General features: G+C 58.4%; 14 protein-coding genes and 1 pseudogene. 12 read left to right on the top strand and 3 right to left on the bottom strand.

All coding sequences use genetic code 11. The features are described from left to right. Positions 1-102: 102 nt before the first annotated feature. A pseudogene (tauA, locus tag C8K63_RS30790) lies at positions 103-327 on the bottom strand (taurine ABC transporter substrate-binding protein); the annotation flags it as partial. Positions 328-759: 432 nt separating this feature from the next. On the opposite strand from tauA, the gene C8K63_RS13385 reads away from it, so the two are divergent. From C8K63_RS13385 to C8K63_RS13340, 10 genes are all read left to right on the top strand, one after another. After that, positions 760-2,100, top strand: a complete 1,341-nt coding sequence (locus C8K63_RS13385) for an OprD family outer membrane porin (RefSeq protein WP_108217142.1) — start codon at positions 760-762, stop codon at positions 2,098-2,100. Between the two features lie 412 nt (positions 2,101-2,512). Further along, positions 2,513-3,856, top strand: coding sequence for an OprD family porin (locus C8K63_RS13380; RefSeq protein WP_108217141.1), 1,344 nt, complete (start codon positions 2,513-2,515; stop codon positions 3,854-3,856). 292 nt (positions 3,857-4,148) lie between these two features. Further along, positions 4,149-4,787 carry a peroxiredoxin gene (locus tag C8K63_RS13375; RefSeq protein ID WP_108217140.1) on the top strand — a complete coding sequence of 213 codons (639 nt, stop codon included), beginning with the start codon at positions 4,149-4,151 and terminating at the stop codon, positions 4,785-4,787. 282 nt (positions 4,788-5,069) lie between these two features. Next, positions 5,070-5,663 carry an NADPH-dependent FMN reductase gene (gene ssuE / locus C8K63_RS13370; RefSeq protein ID WP_108217139.1) on the top strand — a complete coding sequence of 198 codons (594 nt, stop codon included), beginning with the start codon at positions 5,070-5,072 and terminating at the stop codon, positions 5,661-5,663. A 91-nt stretch (positions 5,664-5,754) separates the two neighbouring features. After that, positions 5,755-6,735, top strand: coding sequence for a sulfonate ABC transporter substrate-binding protein (locus C8K63_RS13365; protein WP_108217138.1), 981 nt, complete (start codon positions 5,755-5,757; stop codon positions 6,733-6,735). A gap of 25 nt (positions 6,736-6,760) precedes the next feature. Beyond that, a complete protein-coding gene (ssuD, locus tag C8K63_RS13360; RefSeq protein WP_108217137.1) occupies positions 6,761-7,909 on the top strand; it encodes an FMNH2-dependent alkanesulfonate monooxygenase in 1,149 nt (382 codons plus the stop codon). Positions 7,910-7,918: 9 nt separating this feature from the next. Continuing rightward, positions 7,919-8,701, top strand: a complete 783-nt coding sequence (gene ssuC, locus C8K63_RS13355; protein WP_108217136.1) for an aliphatic sulfonate ABC transporter permease SsuC — start codon at positions 7,919-7,921, stop codon at positions 8,699-8,701. Next, on the top strand, positions 8,698-9,504 hold the full coding sequence (ssuB, locus tag C8K63_RS13350; protein ID WP_108217135.1) for an aliphatic sulfonates ABC transporter ATP-binding protein: 807 nt from the start codon (positions 8,698-8,700) through the stop codon (positions 9,502-9,504). The genes ssuC and ssuB overlap by 4 nt, the downstream gene beginning before the upstream one ends. Before the next feature lie 33 nt (positions 9,505-9,537). After that, positions 9,538-9,753: a molybdopterin-binding protein gene (locus C8K63_RS13345; RefSeq protein ID WP_007967989.1), complete on the top strand. Its 216-nt coding sequence runs from the start codon at positions 9,538-9,540 to the stop codon at positions 9,751-9,753. Between the two features lie 126 nt (positions 9,754-9,879). Further along, a complete protein-coding gene (locus C8K63_RS13340; RefSeq protein ID WP_108217134.1) occupies positions 9,880-10,497 on the top strand; it encodes an LpxA family transferase in 618 nt (205 codons plus the stop codon). Positions 10,498-10,501: 4 nt separating this feature from the next. Here C8K63_RS13340 and C8K63_RS13335 read toward each other — a convergent pair whose 3' ends face one another. Next, positions 10,502-11,140 (bottom strand): TetR/AcrR family transcriptional regulator, encoded by a 639-nt coding sequence (locus tag C8K63_RS13335; protein WP_108217133.1) that lies wholly within the window; start codon positions 11,138-11,140, stop codon positions 10,502-10,504. Positions 11,141-11,340: 200 nt separating this feature from the next. Continuing rightward, a complete protein-coding gene (locus C8K63_RS13330) occupies positions 11,341-12,717 on the bottom strand; it encodes a glutamine synthetase family protein (protein WP_108217132.1) in 1,377 nt (458 codons plus the stop codon). A 667-nt stretch (positions 12,718-13,384) separates the two neighbouring features. On the opposite strand from C8K63_RS13330, the gene C8K63_RS13320 reads away from it, so the two are divergent. Beyond that, positions 13,385-14,743, top strand: coding sequence for a glutamine synthetase family protein (locus C8K63_RS13320; protein ID WP_108217130.1), 1,359 nt, complete (start codon positions 13,385-13,387; stop codon positions 14,741-14,743). A 59-nt stretch (positions 14,744-14,802) separates the two neighbouring features. Continuing rightward, positions 14,803-16,167 (top strand): aspartate aminotransferase family protein, encoded by a 1,365-nt coding sequence (locus C8K63_RS13315; protein ID WP_108217129.1) that lies wholly within the window; start codon positions 14,803-14,805, stop codon positions 16,165-16,167. Positions 16,168-16,268 lie beyond the last annotated feature (101 nt).

Here is a 16,268-nt window from a genome sequence, read left to right as displayed (position 1 = left end):
TTTTGTGGCGAGGGAGCTTGCTCCCGCTGGGTCGCGTAGCGGCCCCAACTGGGAGTCCTTCGGACTCCAACGGGAGCAAGCTCCCTCGCCACAGAGTTCGCGTTACTGCTGCACCAACCTCGCACTGACATGCGGCGAATACTCCGGCAGCACCGTCTCGACCTTCCCTTGTTCCTTCAAGAATTTCGCTGTCTCGCCAATCTCCTTGGCCGTGCCGCCATTCAGCAGCGCAGTACTCTGTTGCACCCTGGCATCCGGAAAAGCGGAACCGGCCACGACCTGCGGATGTTTGTCGACGTAATCCTTGCGCGTGACCCAGACCTCAAAGTGAAAGAAAACGCGAACGATACACAAACTGTAACAATTGATCCGGATAGTGCGCGTTTGGACGTCATGGGACCGCCTTTCGGTAAAAGATTTGTTTCCGAATTGCGTAAGAAACTAATCGATCTAAAAAAGCAAAAATAAATACCGTTTAGGAATTGGCTTGTGAGCCAAACCCTCTATTCTGTGGTAGTTGGGGAGTGGGGAGCTAAATTCCTAAACGGTATTAGAAAAGAAGTAGTCAATTCTTTTCAGGTTTATGACGAATTCATGACCCTGCAAGGACCAAAAAACCGGGGATTAGACTATGGTCGTAGACACACATGGTTACGATTGACTTGTAGGTCACGCTTTGGCGCTAATCGCGCATCTTAGGATTTCGGGCATCGACTCGAGACCAGGAACACAAGAATTAGAATCGAGAGGAGCTACACAATGAACAAGTCCACCTTGGCTCTGGCCGTGACCGTTGGGGTATTGGCGCAGCAAGCAGGCGCCGCCGGTTTCCTGGAAGACAGCAAGGCTTCCATCAGCTCTCGCACCATGTATTACGACGCCGATATGCGTGAAGGTGCGAGCACTCCTGCCAACCGTCAGCGAGAAACCGCTGAGGGTCTCAAATTCGATTACCTGTCCGGTTTTACCCAGGGTACTGTCGGCTTCGGTATCGATGCCCAGGCACTCGTCGGCATCCACCTGGATGGTGGCAAGGGGCATCACCCGACCGGTAACAGCAACTCGTTCTTCCCTAGCGATGGCAATGAGGCGGCCGACGAGTGGAGCCGTCTGGATGGCAACGTCAAGGCGCGCTTCTCGAAGACCGAAGCTCACCTGGGTGGCGCCCTGGCACCTAACCTGCCGATCCTGATCGCGAACGACAGCCGTCTGCTGCCGCAGACCTTTGAAGGTGGCACCATCACCTCCAAAGAAATCGACAATGTGACCTTTAACTTTGGTCAACTGGAGCACGCGTCGGGTCGCGCCTCCTCGAACTCCACTGGCCTGTCTGTGGCTGGCGCTACTGAGGACAGCAACAAATTCCTCTACGGCGGTGCTGACTGGAAGGTCACCAAAGACCTCATGCTGCAGTACTACTATGCGAACCTGGAAGACTTCTACAAGCAGAACTTCCTCGGTCTGGTGCACGTCTACCCGATCGCGGCCAATCAGTCGTTCAAGACCGATATCCGTTATTTCGACAGCAGCTCCGACGGCAAGAACGGTGATCCGGGCTTCCAGTTCAACAACAACAATGGCTTCGCCAAGGAAAAGGGCGTGGTCGATAACAAGACCTGGAGCGCCATGTTCACCTATACCCTGGGTGGCAACGCATTCCTGATCGGGCATCAGCGTGTCAACGATGACGGCGGCTTCGTTTTCTTGAACCAAGGCAACCTTGTCGATAACAACGGTAATCCTGAAGGTGCCGGCGGCGCGAGCTTCTACTCGTTTACCGACGCCACGGTTGGTAGCTTCATCCGTGCCGGTGAAAACACCACGTTCGGTCAGTACTCCTATGACTTCGCCTCCCTGGGTGTACCAGGCTTGAAAGCTTCGATTGCTTACTTGAATGGCCAGGACATCAAGGCTACCAACGGTGTTGGTAAAGACCTGAGTGAACACGAGACCGACGCGCGCATTGATTACGTGATTCAAACGGGCGCACTCAAAGGGTTTGGTACGACGCTGCGTCACGGTACCTACCGTGGTAACACCAGCACCCTTGACCAAGACCAGACCCGTCTGATCTTCAACTACACCTACAGCTTCATGTAATAGCCGTAAGAAAAGAGCCCCGTCGATTGGCGGGGTTTTTTTTCGCGTTGAATTTTATATTCCATAATCAAAGGTTGTATTTATTTTTTATTCTTTTTGGTTTTTTAATCCGCGCCTTAAAGTGCACCTGTCCGACACTCATCCATGAGCTCGGATTTGGCATTTTCCTCCCTCGACAATTGATCAGTTACAGGAATTGGCCTCGCTGCCGATACCTCGGATCTGTTGTGGGAAGTCATATTCCAAAACGGAATTAAAAAATATTAAAAACTCTTATTGGCTTTAAGGCCATGTATCCCGCGGCCCGCCAAATGACCGGTCTAGACGGTTTACCGCGAATTTATGCATTCAGGATCCCGGGCAATCGATTCGGGACCAGGAACATCAGAATTAGAAACGAGAGGAGCGAAACATGAACAAGTCCACCCTGGCCATGGCTGTGGCCGTCGGGGTATTGACCCAGCAGGCAAGCGCCGCGGGTTTTATCGAAGACAGCAAGGCAACATTGGGGCTGCGTAACTTCTACATCAACACCGATTACCGTGACGGCACCGGCCCGAACAAAAACGAAGAATGGGGCCAAGGCTTCGATCTGCGCTTCATCTCGGGTTACACCCAGGGTACCGTCGGCTTCGGTATCGATGCGATCGGCCTGTTGGGCGTCAAGCTGGATTCGGGCGGCGGTACCAACGGCGCCACGGCGACCTCTTACGGCGGTACGGTTTTCCCGAGCAAATCCAACGGCGAGGCAGTTGATGATTTTTCCAGCCTGGGCCTGACCGCCAAAGCCAAGGTTTCCCAGACCGAACTGAAGCTGGGCACCCTGCAGCCGAAAAATCCGGTGATCGTGACCAACGATGGTCGTTTGCTGCCGCAAACCTGGCAGGGTGGCCAGATCGCTTCCGCCGAGATCAAGGACCTGTCGCTGGTCGGTGGCCAGATCGAAGCCGTCAAAGGCCGTAACTCCAGCAACAATGAGCAGATGTCGATTTCGGGCGCGAACACTCGCGGCACCAAATTCCGCGACAGCAACAAGTTCATCTATGCCGGTGGCGACTACAAGATCACCAAGGACCTGACGGCCCAGTACTACTACGGCAATCTGGAAGAGTTCTACAAGCAACACTTCCTGGGTCTGGTGCACAACTGGGCTATCGGCCCTGGCGTGTTGAAGTCGGACTTGCGTTACTTCAACAGTTCCGACGACGGTGCCAACGGCCACGACCCTCTGTTCTTCACCACTGGCAACTACAGCGGTGCAGCCAACGGTAAAGGCAAGGTCGACAACAACCTGTACAGCGGCTTGTTCCTGTACTCCGTTGCCGGTCACACCTTCGGCGCCGGTTACCAGGTCAGCAACGGCAGTAGCGACTTCCCTTGGCTGAACCAGGGTGACGGTTCGTCGAACTACACCATCACCGATTCGCAAATCCAGAAGTTCGCCCGTGCCGGCGAGAAAACCTGGCTAGCACGCTACTCGTTCGACTTCGCCAGGGTCGGTGTACCTGGCCTGACGGCGGGCCTGGTGTATCTGCATGGCGACAATATCGATACCGTTAACGCCAAGGGTGGCGAGGCTGCCAATGGTGCTTCCGAGTGGGAGCGCGATCTGAACGTGGCTTACGTCGTTCAGGAAGGTCCGCTGAAAAACCTGGGCCTGACATGGAAAAACGCTACCTGGCGCACCGACCTGCCGAACACGCGTTCGCAGGACGAAAACCGCGTGATCCTCAGCTACTCGATTCCGCTGTTGTAATAGCGCTCGCGTAACCGAGACAAAAAAAGCCCCGCCCGGTATTGCACCGGGCGGGGCTTTTACATGTTCAAGACGGGTTCACCCCCGTAATCCCGCCTTGAAGTTCCCTCTTTGCAGCAACTCAAGGCCTTCTCGAACCTTGTGGACGATGTTCGGCGGCTTGTGCGTGCACGTCCAGTGAACAGATTTTTAATATTTCTTTATGATCTAAATAAATCGATATTTATTCTTTTTAATAGATAAAAAACACAGGCACAGTTGAGCCCATCAAGCATTCACAAGGAGCAGCACCATGGGCCTCAGACTTGGCGATATCGCCCCCGATTTCGAACAGAACTCCAGCGCCGGCATCATCCGTTTTCATCAGTGGCTGGGCGATAGCTGGGGCGTGCTGTTTTCCCATCCGGCGGATTTCACGCCAGTGTGCACCACCGAATTGGGCTTCACCGCCAGACTCAAGGATGAATTCGCGGGGCGCGGCGTCAAGGCGATCGCACTGTCCGTTGACCCTGTCGAGTCGCATCACAAGTGGATCGAGGACATCAACGAGACGCAGAACACCGTGGTCAACTTTCCGATCCTGGATGACGCCGACCGCAAGGTCTCGGACCTCTACGACCTGATCCATCCCAACGCCAACGACACCCTGACCGTGCGCTCGCTGTTCGTGATCGACCCGAACAAAAAGGTCCGGTTGACCATCACCTACCCGGCGAGCACCGGGCGCAATTTCAACGAAATCCTGCGGGTGATCGATTCGTTGCAACTCACCGACAACTACAAGGTGGCCACGCCGGCCAACTGGCAGGACGGTGATGAGGTAGTGATCGTGCCGTCGCTCAAGGATGAGGATGAAATCAAGCAGCGTTTTCCCAAGGGCTATCGGGCGGTCAAGCCTTACTTGCGCCTGACGCCGCAGCCGAACCGTTGAAGGTCAGAAGATCGCAGCCTGCGGCAGCTCCTACGTGCATACGCCGATCCCTGTAGGAGCTGCCGCAGGCTGCGATCTTTTCAAGGTACCCACAAAACAGGGGATTTCAGGCCGTTTCGACGGCCTTTTTTTTGTCTGGAGGAATCTGCTCTGCATATTTCTTTAATGCATAACCAAATGAATAAATATGATTTATGGATATATAAATCAGCTGTTAAGGTCACTCCATCGAAGCGAGGTCGCAAACCGCGAATCGCCAGCACCGTGCAAGGAATCGTCTGAATGTTGGTTGTCTCACTCGGTGGCAGTCCCAGCCAGCGCTCTCGTTCCGGGGTGCTGCTGGATCGCTCCCGGCAATGGTTACAAGAGCAGGGCGTGGAAGTGGTGAGTTACCAGGTACGGGACTTCCCGGCCGAAGACCTGCTGCACGCACGCTTCGACAGCCCCAAGGTGATCGACCTGCTGCAACAGATTGAAAACGCCGATGGCCTGCTGATTGCCACACCGGTTTACAAGGCATCGTTTTCCGGTGCGCTGAAAGTCGTGCTGGACCTGCTGCCCGAACGCGCCTTGAGCCACAAGGTGGTTTTGCCAATGGCCACTGGCGGCAGCATCGCCCACATGCTGGTGGTGGATTACGCGCTCAAGCCGGTGCTGTCGGCCTTGAAGGCCCAGGAAATGCTGCAGGGGATTTTCGCCGTCGACAGCCAGATCGCTTACGGTGAAGGCAGCGCGCTGGCGCAACTGGCGCCGGAGCTGGAGCAACGTTTGTATGAAGCGCTGGAGCAATTTTCCGGAGCCATGGCGCGACGGCCCAGGCCGCTCGATCCAGGTCTGTTGAATGAACGTTTGTTGAGTGCTCGCTGGAGCATTTAAGCCTCACCGAAACAACTGAAGTACTGGCCTTACTCGCCCGCCAACGGGCAAGCAGGTGCAGCCAAAACCCAACTGCAAAAAGGAGAGCGCCATGCGCCCTGTCATTTTGCGTCGTGGTCTGGTCGCTCTGTTTGCTGCGGCTGTCACCTTCGGCGCCATTACTCAAGCTCAGGCCGAGACCCTGCGAATCGGCTATCAGAAATACGGCACCCTGGTGCTGCTCAAAGCCAAAGGCACCCTGGAAAAACGCCTCGCCGCCCAAGGCGTGGACGTGCAATGGACTGAATTCCCCGGTGGCCCGCAGTTGCTCGAAGGCCTGAACGTCGGTTCCATCGATTTCGGCGTGACCGGCGAAACGCCTCCGGTGTTTGCCCAGGCAGCGGGTGCCGATCTGCTCTACGTCGCCTATGAACCACCAGCGCCGCACAGTGAGGCGATCCTGGTGCCGAAGGACTCGCCGGTCAAATCGGTGGCGGATCTCAAGGGCAAGAAAGTCGTGCTCAACAAGGGCTCCAACGTGCACTACCTGCTGGTGCGTGCACTGGAAGACGCCGGCCTCAAATACACCGACATCCAGACCGTATTCCTGCCGCCGGCCGATGCCCGCGCCGCGTTCGAGCGTGGCAGCGTCGACGCCTGGGTGATCTGGGACCCGTACCAGGCCGCCGCCGAACAACAGCTGCAAGCGCGCACCCTGCGCGATGGCCAGGGCATCGTCGACAACCATCAGTTCTACCTGGCGACCAAACCTTATGCGCAGAAGAATCCCGAGGTGATCAAGACCCTGGTCGAAGAAGTGCGTGCGATCGGCGAGTGGTCCAAGGCTAACCCGCAAGAGGTGACCCAACAGGTTTCACCGCTGCTCGGCCTGCCAGCGGACATCACCCTGACCTCGGTGAAACGCCAGGGCTATGGCGCGCTGTTCCTCACCCCGGAAGTGGTCGCGGCGCAACAGAAAATTGCCGACAGCTTCTACCAGCTCAAGCTGATCCCCAAGCCGTTGAGCATCAAAGACGTGATCTGGACGCCGCCGGCTGTCGTGGCCCAAAGCTCGGTAACCAAAGCCCAATAATTCGATTCCCCAAGGAGACCACTCCATGAGCCTCAATATTTTCTGGTTCCTGCCTACCCACGGCGACGGCCATTACCTAGGCACCGCTGAAGGCGCACGTGCCGTCGATCACGGTTACTTGCAACAAGTCGCACAGGCAGCGGATCGCCTGGGGTTCGGCGGGGTACTGATCCCTACCGGCCGCTCGTGCGAAGACTCGTGGCTGGTGGCGGCATCGCTGATTCCGGTGACCCAGCGCTTGAAGTTTCTTGTCGCCCTGCGCCCCGGGATCATTTCCCCGACGGTGGCGGCGCGTCAGGCCGCGACCCTGGATCGACTGTCCGGCGGTCGTGCGTTGTTCAACCTGGTGACCGGCGGTGATCCGGAAGAGTTGGCGGGCGATGGTCTGTTTCTCAGCCACGAAGAACGCTATCAGGCCTCGGTGGAATTCACCCGCATCTGGCGTCGGGTGCTGGAAGGCGAAACCGTCGATTACGACGGCCAGCACATCAGCGTGAAAGGCGCGAAATTGCTCTATCCACCGGTCCAGCAGCCACGTCCGCCACTGTACTTCGGCGGCTCTTCGGATGCCGCGCAAGACCTGGCCGCCGAACAGGTGGAAATGGTCTTGACCTGGGGCGAGCCACCGGCCGCCGTGGCGGAAAAGATCGAACAGGTCCGCGCCAAGGCCGCCAAGCTTGGACGCACCGTGCGCTTCGGCATTCGCCTGCATGTGATCGTGCGTGAAAACAACGATGAAGCCTGGAAAGCCGCGGATCGGCTGATCTCCCATCTCGACGACGAGACTATCGCTCGTGCCCAGGCTTCGCTGGCGCGTTTCGATTCGGTCGGTCAGCAACGCATGGCCGCATTGCATGGCGGCAACCGCGACAACCTGGAAGTCAGTCCTAACCTGTGGGCCGGCGTCGGCCTGGTGCGCGGCGGTGCCGGTACGGCGCTGGTAGGCGATGGTCCGACCGTGGCGGCTCGTGTGAAGGAGTACGCGGACCTGGGCATCGACACCTTTATATTTTCCGGATACCCACACCTGGAAGAGTCGTACCGGGTGGCCGAGTTGCTGTTCCCGCACCTCGATGTCGAGCGTCCTGAACTGCCAAAAAGTGCCGGCTACGTCAGCCCGTTCGGCGAGATGGTCGCCAACGACATTCTGCCCAAAGCCGCGTCCCAGAGCTGAGGCGCGGTCATGAAGAAAATCATCCACCGCCTGGCGCCCTGGGCGTTGCCGTTGTTACTGCTGGCGGTCTGGCAGTTGAGTGTGTCGGCGGGTTGGTTGTCGACACGGATTCTGCCGGCGCCGATTGCCGTCATCGAAGCCGGCGTGAGCCTGGTGCGCAGCGGCGAAATCTGGACGCACCTGGCCATCAGCGGCTGGCGTGCCGCGCTGGGTTTTACCATCGGCGGCGGCATCGGTTTGACCCTGGGCTTTATCACCGGCCTGTCGAAGTGGGGCGAGCGCCTGCTCGACAGTTCGGTGCAGATGATCCGCAATGTGCCGCACCTGGCGCTGATTCCGCTGGTGATCCTGTGGTTCGGCATCGACGAGTCGGCGAAGATTTTCCTGGTGGCGCTGGGCACGTTGTTCCCGATTTACCTCAATACCTATCACGGCATCCGCAATGTCGATCCGGCGCTGGTGGAGATGTCGCGCAGTTATGGCTTGTCTGGTTTCGGTCTGTTCTGGCAGGTGATTCTGCCGGGGGCGCTGCCTTCGATTCTGGTCGGTGTGCGCTTCGCCCTGGGCTTCATGTGGTTGACGTTGATCGTGGCGGAAACCATCTCCGCGAGTTCCGGCATCGGCTATCTGGCCATGAATGCCCGGGAATTCTTGCAGACTGACGTGGTGGTGCTGGCGATTCTGTTGTACGCGGTGCTCGGCAAGCTGGCCGACCTCGCGGCCCGTGGACTTGAGCGTGTGTGGCTGCGCTGGCACCCGGCGTATCAGGTTACCAAGGGAGGTGCGGCATGATCGCGGAGCAACCTCCACGCCTGCTGCGCGGCATTCCGCTGGCAGTGCGCAAGCTGCAAAAAACCTTTGGCTCGCGGCAGGTGCTGCGCGAGATCGACCTGCACATTCCGGCGGGCCAGTTTGTCGCCGTGGTCGGTCGCAGCGGCTGCGGCAAAAGTACCTTGCTGCGCTTGCTCGCCGGCCTCGATAAACCCTCGGGCGGTGAGCTGCTCGCCGGTGCCGCGCCATTGAGCGACGCGCGGGAAGACACGCGGCTGATGTTCCAGGAGGCGCGTTTGCTGCCCTGGAAAAAGATCATCGACAACGTCGGTCTGGGCCTCAAGGGCAACTGGCGGCCGCAAGCGCTTGAAGCTTTGGATGCGGTGGGCCTGGCCGATCGCGCCAATGAGTGGCCGGCAGCGTTGTCCGGTGGGCAGAAGCAACGCGTGGCTTTGGCCCGTGCGTTGATTCATCAGCCGCGCCTGCTGTTGCTCGACGAACCCTTGGGGGCGCTGGATGCCCTGACCCGAATTGAAATGCAGCAACTGATCGAACGGCTCTGGCAGCAGCACGGTTTCACGGTGTTGCTGGTGACCCATGACGTCAGCGAAGCCGTGGCGATTGCCGATCGGGTGATCCTGATCGAAGACGGTGAAGTCGGCCACGACTTGCACGTGGACCTGCCGCGCCCCCGGGTCCGTGGATCCCATCGGCTGGCGGCGCTGGAAACCGAAGTCCTCAATCGCGTGCTGGCGCTGCCCGGCCAGCCGCCGGAACCCGAACCTGTTTCACCCTTGCCCACGCAATTGCGCTGGGCTCAATAACTCAAGTTTTATCCAACGACAGGAATCAACATCATGACAATCAAGGCCATCAACGTTCGCAACCAGTTCAAAGGCTCCATCAAGGAAATCGTCCTCGGTGACGTACTGTCGGAAATCGACGTGCAGACCGCGTCCGGCATCGTCACTTCGGTGATCACCACGCGCTCGGTGAAAGAGCTGGAACTGGCGGTCGGCAGTGAAGTGATCGCGTTTGTGAAATCCACCGAGGTGTCGATCGCCAAGTTGTAAGCCGTATGCGTAAACAACAACCCCGGAGGGTTTTAGCCCTTCGGGGTTGTTGTTGGCCTTGCTGGCGGTGGTAGAGTCCGGTGTGGATTTTTTTCGCAGCAAGGTTTGGCGCCAGGGAGATCAAAGATGACAGTCAGGATTTCGGATTACATTCATGGTATGGCCCTCTCGAAGCTTGCCCGATGGGCCGACCTGACGCCCTGGGAGCTGGTGAGCAATGCCCCCGAGCGTGTGCGCGAGCTACTCAAGCAGTTGCCGGATGATGATTACCTGGTATTGGATGATATTGCCGTCCACCGCACGGCGCAGGTCGAAGAGGGCGCCATTCTCAAGGCGCCGCTGATCATTGGCGCTGGCTGTTTTATCGCCGCCGGTGCTTATCTGCGTGGTGGTTGTTGGCTGGATGAGCATTGCATCATCGGCCCCGGCGCCGAGCTCAAGTCTTCCTTCGTGTTTGGCGGCAGCAAACTGGCGCACTTCAATTTTGTCGGTGATTCGGTATTGGGTGCCGGAGTCAATCTGGAAGCGGGCAGCATCGTTGCCAACTATCGCAACGAGCGTGCTGACAAAGCTGTGAACGTGCAGGTCGATGGCGTGCTGGTGCCGACCGGTTGCGACAAGTTTGGCGCGCTGCTGGGCGACGGATCGCGGCTCGGTGCCAACGCGGTCGTCGCTCCAGGCGGGTTGTTGCGACCAGGAACAGTGATTCGACGCCTGGCACTTTACGATTGCGAAGTGATTTAGTGCATCAGTCGCCGAGGGTGCGCTTGGGCAGGTAAGGCGGCAGGTACAACCCCAGGTAAGCATCAAACACCCGCATTCCTTCCTCCGCCATGCGCGGCGTGATCTGCCCGTGCTGTTGCACCGAGCGCGCATACACCCGGTCGCCCAGCTCCATGGCCAGGGCGAACACATCGACATCACTGGGTAATGTCGGCAGCTCGAAGTGATGGTCGAACAGCTTGTGCATCAGGTCGCCCAGTTCAATGTCGTGCTGGCGGTCGGCCTGGGTGACTTCGGTCAGGCCATGTTGGGTCAGAATAAGTTGGCGAGCGGCGGCGTCCTCTGCGTAGATGTCGAGCATGCGTTGTTCCACCAGTCGCGACAGATCGCGCCAGCCATTCAAGGCCAGGTGATCGATGGGGGCTTGCAGGCAGGCGCGGAAGGCCGCATGGACATCGGCGGTCAAGGCTTCGAGCAGGGCAGGCACGCTGGCGAAGAAGTGGTAGACCGAGGAGGGCGGGATCTCCGCGCGCTCGGCGACGCTGTAGATCGACAGGCTGGCCACGCCCTCGGTGGCCAACAGCGTGCGGGCCGCATCGAGAATCGAATCGATCCGGGCCTGGCTGCGTGCGCGGGGTTTGCGGGGGGTGGCTACGCGTGTCATTGAAGTCTCCTGCGGGGCAGTGGGCATTGTACGAGTCGGGTTGTGTGTTGTCTGCCCAGACGCCTTCGCTGGCAAGCCAGCTCCTACAATTGAATGCATTCCTCCTGTAGGAGCTGGCTTGCCAGCGAACCGCCGCAGGCGGCCATAAAAAAACGCCGCAGGCTATGAGGCCGGCGGCGTTTTTTTACTACTGCAACCGATTAAACGGTATGCAGGTACCAGTTGTACTCGAGGTCGGAGATGGAGTGTTCGAACTCCTCCAGCTCGCTCTCTTTACAGGCCACGAAAATATCGATGTATTTCGGATCGATGTACTTGGCCATGACTTCGCTGTCGTCCAGCTCGCGCAGTGCATCACGCAGGTTGTTCGGCAGGCTCTGCTCGTTCTGCTCGTAGCTGTTGCCTTCGACCGGAGCGCCAGGCTCGATCTGGTTGACCAGACCGTGGTGCACGCCTGCCAGGACCGACGCCATCAGCAGGTACGGGTTGGCATCGGCGCCGGCTACACGGTGTTCGATGCGCACCGAGTCTGGCGAACCGGTCGGTACGCGAATCGCCACGGTACGGTTATCCAGACCCCAGCACGGCGAGTTCGGCACGTAGAACTGTGCGCCGAAACGGCGGTACGAGTTGACGTTCGGGCAGAGGAAGGCCATCTGCGCCGGTAGGGTCTCGAGCACACCGCCGATCGCGTGACGCAGTGCGGCGTTCTGCTCGGGATCCTCACTGGCAAAAATATTCTTGCCGTCTTTGTCGAGAATCGAAATGTGGACGTGCAGACCATTGCCCGCCTGGCCCGGATACGGCTTGGCCATGAAGGTGGTGTCCATTTCATGGTCGTAGGCGATGTTCTTGATCAGGCGCTTGAGCAGGACCGCGTAGTCGCAGGCCTTGATCGGGTCGGCCACGTGGTGCAGGTTCACTTCGAACTGCGCCGGGGCACTTTCCTTGACGATGGCGTCGGCCGGGATGCCTTGCTCCTTGGCACCTTCGAGGATGTCCTGGAGGCAGTCGACGTATTCGTCGAGGTCGTCGATCAGGTAGACCTGTGTCGAGTGCGGACGTTTGCCGGAAACCGGCGAGCGAGGGGGTTGCGGACGACCGTTCACGTTCTCCTGGTCGATCAGGTAGAACTCCAGTTCGAACGCGGCGCAGATGGTCAGGCCCATTTCGTCGAACTTGCGTACCACATTGGCCAGCACTTCACGCGGGTCGGCGAAGAATGGCTCGCCTTCGAGTTCGTGCATGGTCATCAACAGTTGCGCGGTCGGGCGCTTCTGCCATGGCTCGTTGCATAGGGTATCGGGGATTGGATAGCAGATTCGGTCAGCATCACCGATGTCCAGGCCCAGACCAGTGCTTTCCACCGTCGAGCCATTGATATCCAGAGCAAATAGAGAGGCCGGCAGGTTGATGCCTTTCTCGTAAACCTTGTGGAGGCTGGTGCGTTCGATGCGCTTGCCGCGCACCACACCATTCATATCCGCAATCAGAAGGTCAACGTACAGAACCTCAGGATGTTCCTTAAGGAACGCGTTCGCTTCGTTAAGCTGAACGGCACGCGGGGGTACCGACATGATGCAACACCTTTGTTGTTAAAAATATCAATCATTGATCTTTTCAGATTCCAGTCAACCCGAACGGCATGCCGAAGTCAAGCGAGGCCTTTTTTGCCCTAAAAAAGCGCTCGCGTGGCTTTTTTGAGGCGATTTGGGGCGTTTTTATGCCCTTGGCCCCTGTGGCGCCCGCAGGCTTGAGCGGGCCGTGTTGTATTTTTTACGGGGGTGTTGTGTAAAAAAATGAACAAGGCTAAGCTCGAATCAAACCCATAACAGCAATAATACCGGGGTGCTTCATGTCTCGCCTGCCGATAATCGGCGTCACCGACTGCTCAAGACAGGTCGGTCGGCATGTTTATCACATCAGTGATGACACGCCCGTCCGTTCCGTGGCCTCAGCGGTTCCGGTGATCCTTGCGTCCCTGACGGTTCGACCGTCCCCGTCCGATATTCTGGACGGTCGCGATGGCACCCCCATTACGGTTACTCCATTCAATATAGAACCGATTCACACTAGCGGCCTGACCATCGTTCAGGGCACCGCTCGTGATTCTGCACGCCCGGCTTCTGCAGCCGAGTCGGCAGGCACGATAATCTGCCGCGCAAACGCTCTACAACGCGACGCCGATGCGTCAAACAATGCCTGACCTTAAAAGGGTCAGACAACTCAAGCCTAGAGGCATTTATGAGTAACAACCTCGACCAGCTCACCGATTGGTTGAAAAACCACAAGATCACAGAAGTCGAATGCATGATCGCCGACTTGACCGGGATTACCCGGGGCAAGATTTCGCCGACCAACAAATTCATCGCCGAAAAAGGCATGCGTCTGCCGGAAAGCGTGCTGTTGCAGACAGTGACCGGCGATTACGTCGAAGACGACATCTATTACGAACTGCTCGACCCGGCCGACATCGACATGATCTGCCGTCCCGACCAGAACGCGGTGTACCTGGTGCCGTGGGCGATCGAGCCGACTGCCATCGTCATCCACGATACCTACGACAAGCAAGGCAACCCGATCGAGCTGTCGCCGCGCAACGTGCTCAAGAAAGTCCTGAAACTCTATACCGACAAAGGCTGGCAGCCGATCGTGGCGCCGGAAATGGAGTTTTACCTGACCAAGCGCAGTGACGACCCGGACTACCCGCTGCAGCCGCCGGTCGGTCGCTCTGGTCGTCCGGAAATCGGTCGTCAGTCGTTCTCCATTGAAGCGGCGAACGAATTCGATCCGCTGTTCGAAGACGTCTACGACTGGTGTGAACTGCAGGACCTTGACCTCGATACGCTGATCCACGAGGACGGCACGGCGCAGATGGAAATCAACTTCCGTCACGGCGATGCCCTGTCACTGGCCGACCAGATCCTGGTGTTCAAGCGCACCATGCGCGAGGCCGCGCTCAAGCACAACGTCGCAGCGACCTTCATGGCCAAGCCGATGACCGGCGAGCCGGGCAGTGCCATGCACTTGCACCAGAGCATCATCGACATCGAGACCGGCAAGAACATCTTCTCTAATGAAGACGGGACCATGAGCCAGCTGTTCCTGCACCACATCGGTGGTCTGCAGAAACTCATTCCCGAGCTGTTGCCGCTGTTCGCCCCCAACGTCAACTCGTTCCGTCGCTTCCTGCCGGACACTTCGGCGCCAGTGAACGTGGAGTGGGGCGAAGAGAACCGCACCGTGGGTCTGCGGGTGCCGGATGCCGGACCGCAGAACCGTCGGGTGGAAAACCGCCTGCCGGGCGCCGATGCCAACCCGTACCTGGCGATTGCCGCGAGCCTGCTCTGCGGTTACATCGGCATGGTCGAAGGCCTGAACCCGAGTGCGCCGGTGGTGGGTCGTGGTTATGAACGCCGCAACCTGCGCCTGCCGCTGACCATCGAAGACGCGCTGGAACGCATGGAAAACAGCGCGACCATCGAGCGTTACCTGGGCAAAAATTTCATCACTGGCTACGTCGCGGTCAAGCGGGCCGAGCATGAAAACTTCAAGCGCGTGATCAGTTCGTGGGAAAGGGAATTCCTGCTCTTTGCCGTCTGATACGCCGGGCGTCGCCGCTGCCTGGCGGCGCCTTCACCTGATTTTTTTAGGAGATTCACATGACCAGCAACAATCCGCAAACCCGTGAATGGCAAACCCTGAGCAATGACCACCACCTTGCTCCGTTCAGCGACTTCAAGCAGCTGAAAGAGAAAGGCCCGCGGATCATCACCAATGCCAAGGGCGTTTACCTCTGGGACAGTGAAGGCAACAAGATCCTCGACGGTATGGCCGGCCTGTGGTGTGTCGCGATTGGTTATGGTCGTGATGAACTGGCCGATGCCGCCAGTAAACAGATGCGCGAACTGCCTTACTACAACCTGTTCTTCCAGACCGCGCATCCGCCGGTACTGGAGCTGGCCAAGGCTATCGCCGACATCGCGCCGCAAGGCATGAACCATGTGTTCTTCACCGGTTCCGGCTCTGAAGGCAACGACACCATGTTGCGTATGGTTCGTCACTACTGGGCGATCAAGGGCCAGCCGAAAAAGAAAGTCATCATCAGCCGCAAGAACGGCTATCACGGTTCCACCGTGGCTGGCGCGAGCCTGGGTGGCATGACGTACATGCACGAACAGGGCGACTTGCCGATCCCGGGCATCGTCCACATTGCCCAGCCGTACTGGTTCGCCGAAGGCGGCGACATGACTCCGGAAGAATTCGGTATCTGGGCGGCCAACCAGCTGGAAGAAAAGATTCTGGAAGTCGGCGTCGACAACGTCGGTGCCTTTATTGCCGAGCCGATCCAGGGCGCCGGTGGCGTGATCATTCCGCCAGCGACTTACTGGCCGCGCATCAAGGAAATCCTCGCCAAGTACGACATCCTGTTCGTGGCGGACGAAGTGATTTGCGGTTTCGGTCGTACCGGCGAGTGGTTCGGCAGCGATTTCTACGGCCTCAAGCCAGACATGATGACCATCGCCAAGGGCCTGACCTCGGGCTACATCCCGATGGGCGGCTTGATCGTGCGTGACGAAGTGGTGGACGTGCTCAACGAGGGCGGTGACTTCAACCACGGTTTCACCTACTCCGGGCACCCGGTGGCGGCGGCTGTGGGGCTGGAAAACATCCGTATCCTGCGCGACGAAAAAATTGTCGAGCGCGTGAAGTCAGAAACGGCACCGTATTTGCAAAAGCGTCTGCGGGAACTGAACGATCACCCGCTGGTGGGTGAAGTTCGTGGGGTCGGGCTGTTGGGGGCCATCGAACTGGTCCAGGACAAGGCCACTCGCAAGCGATACGAGGGCAAGGGCGTCGGCATGATCTGCCGTCAGTTCTGCTTCGACAACGGCCTGATCATGCGCGCAGTCGGCGACACCATGATCATCGCTCCGCCACTGGTGATCACGCCGGCGGAAATCGATGAACTGGTAACCAAGGCTCGCAAGTGCCTTGACCTGACCCTGAGTGCATTGCAGGGCTAAGTGCTAGGCTCTGAGCGAGGGAGCTGCGGCGCTCTCGCTCAAAGCTGTCACAAAGGCCGGTCTTTTCTTGAAAGACCGCCTCGGATCTTGCCAGACTAGCC

Origin of the sequence: Pseudomonas sp. GV085 (genome assembly GCF_003050925.1) — a bacterium.
Classification (GTDB): domain Bacteria; phylum Pseudomonadota; class Gammaproteobacteria; order Pseudomonadales; family Pseudomonadaceae; genus Aquipseudomonas.
The sequence above is the reverse complement of the archived record's forward strand: the minus strand, read 5'-3'. Positions and strand labels throughout refer to the sequence as shown.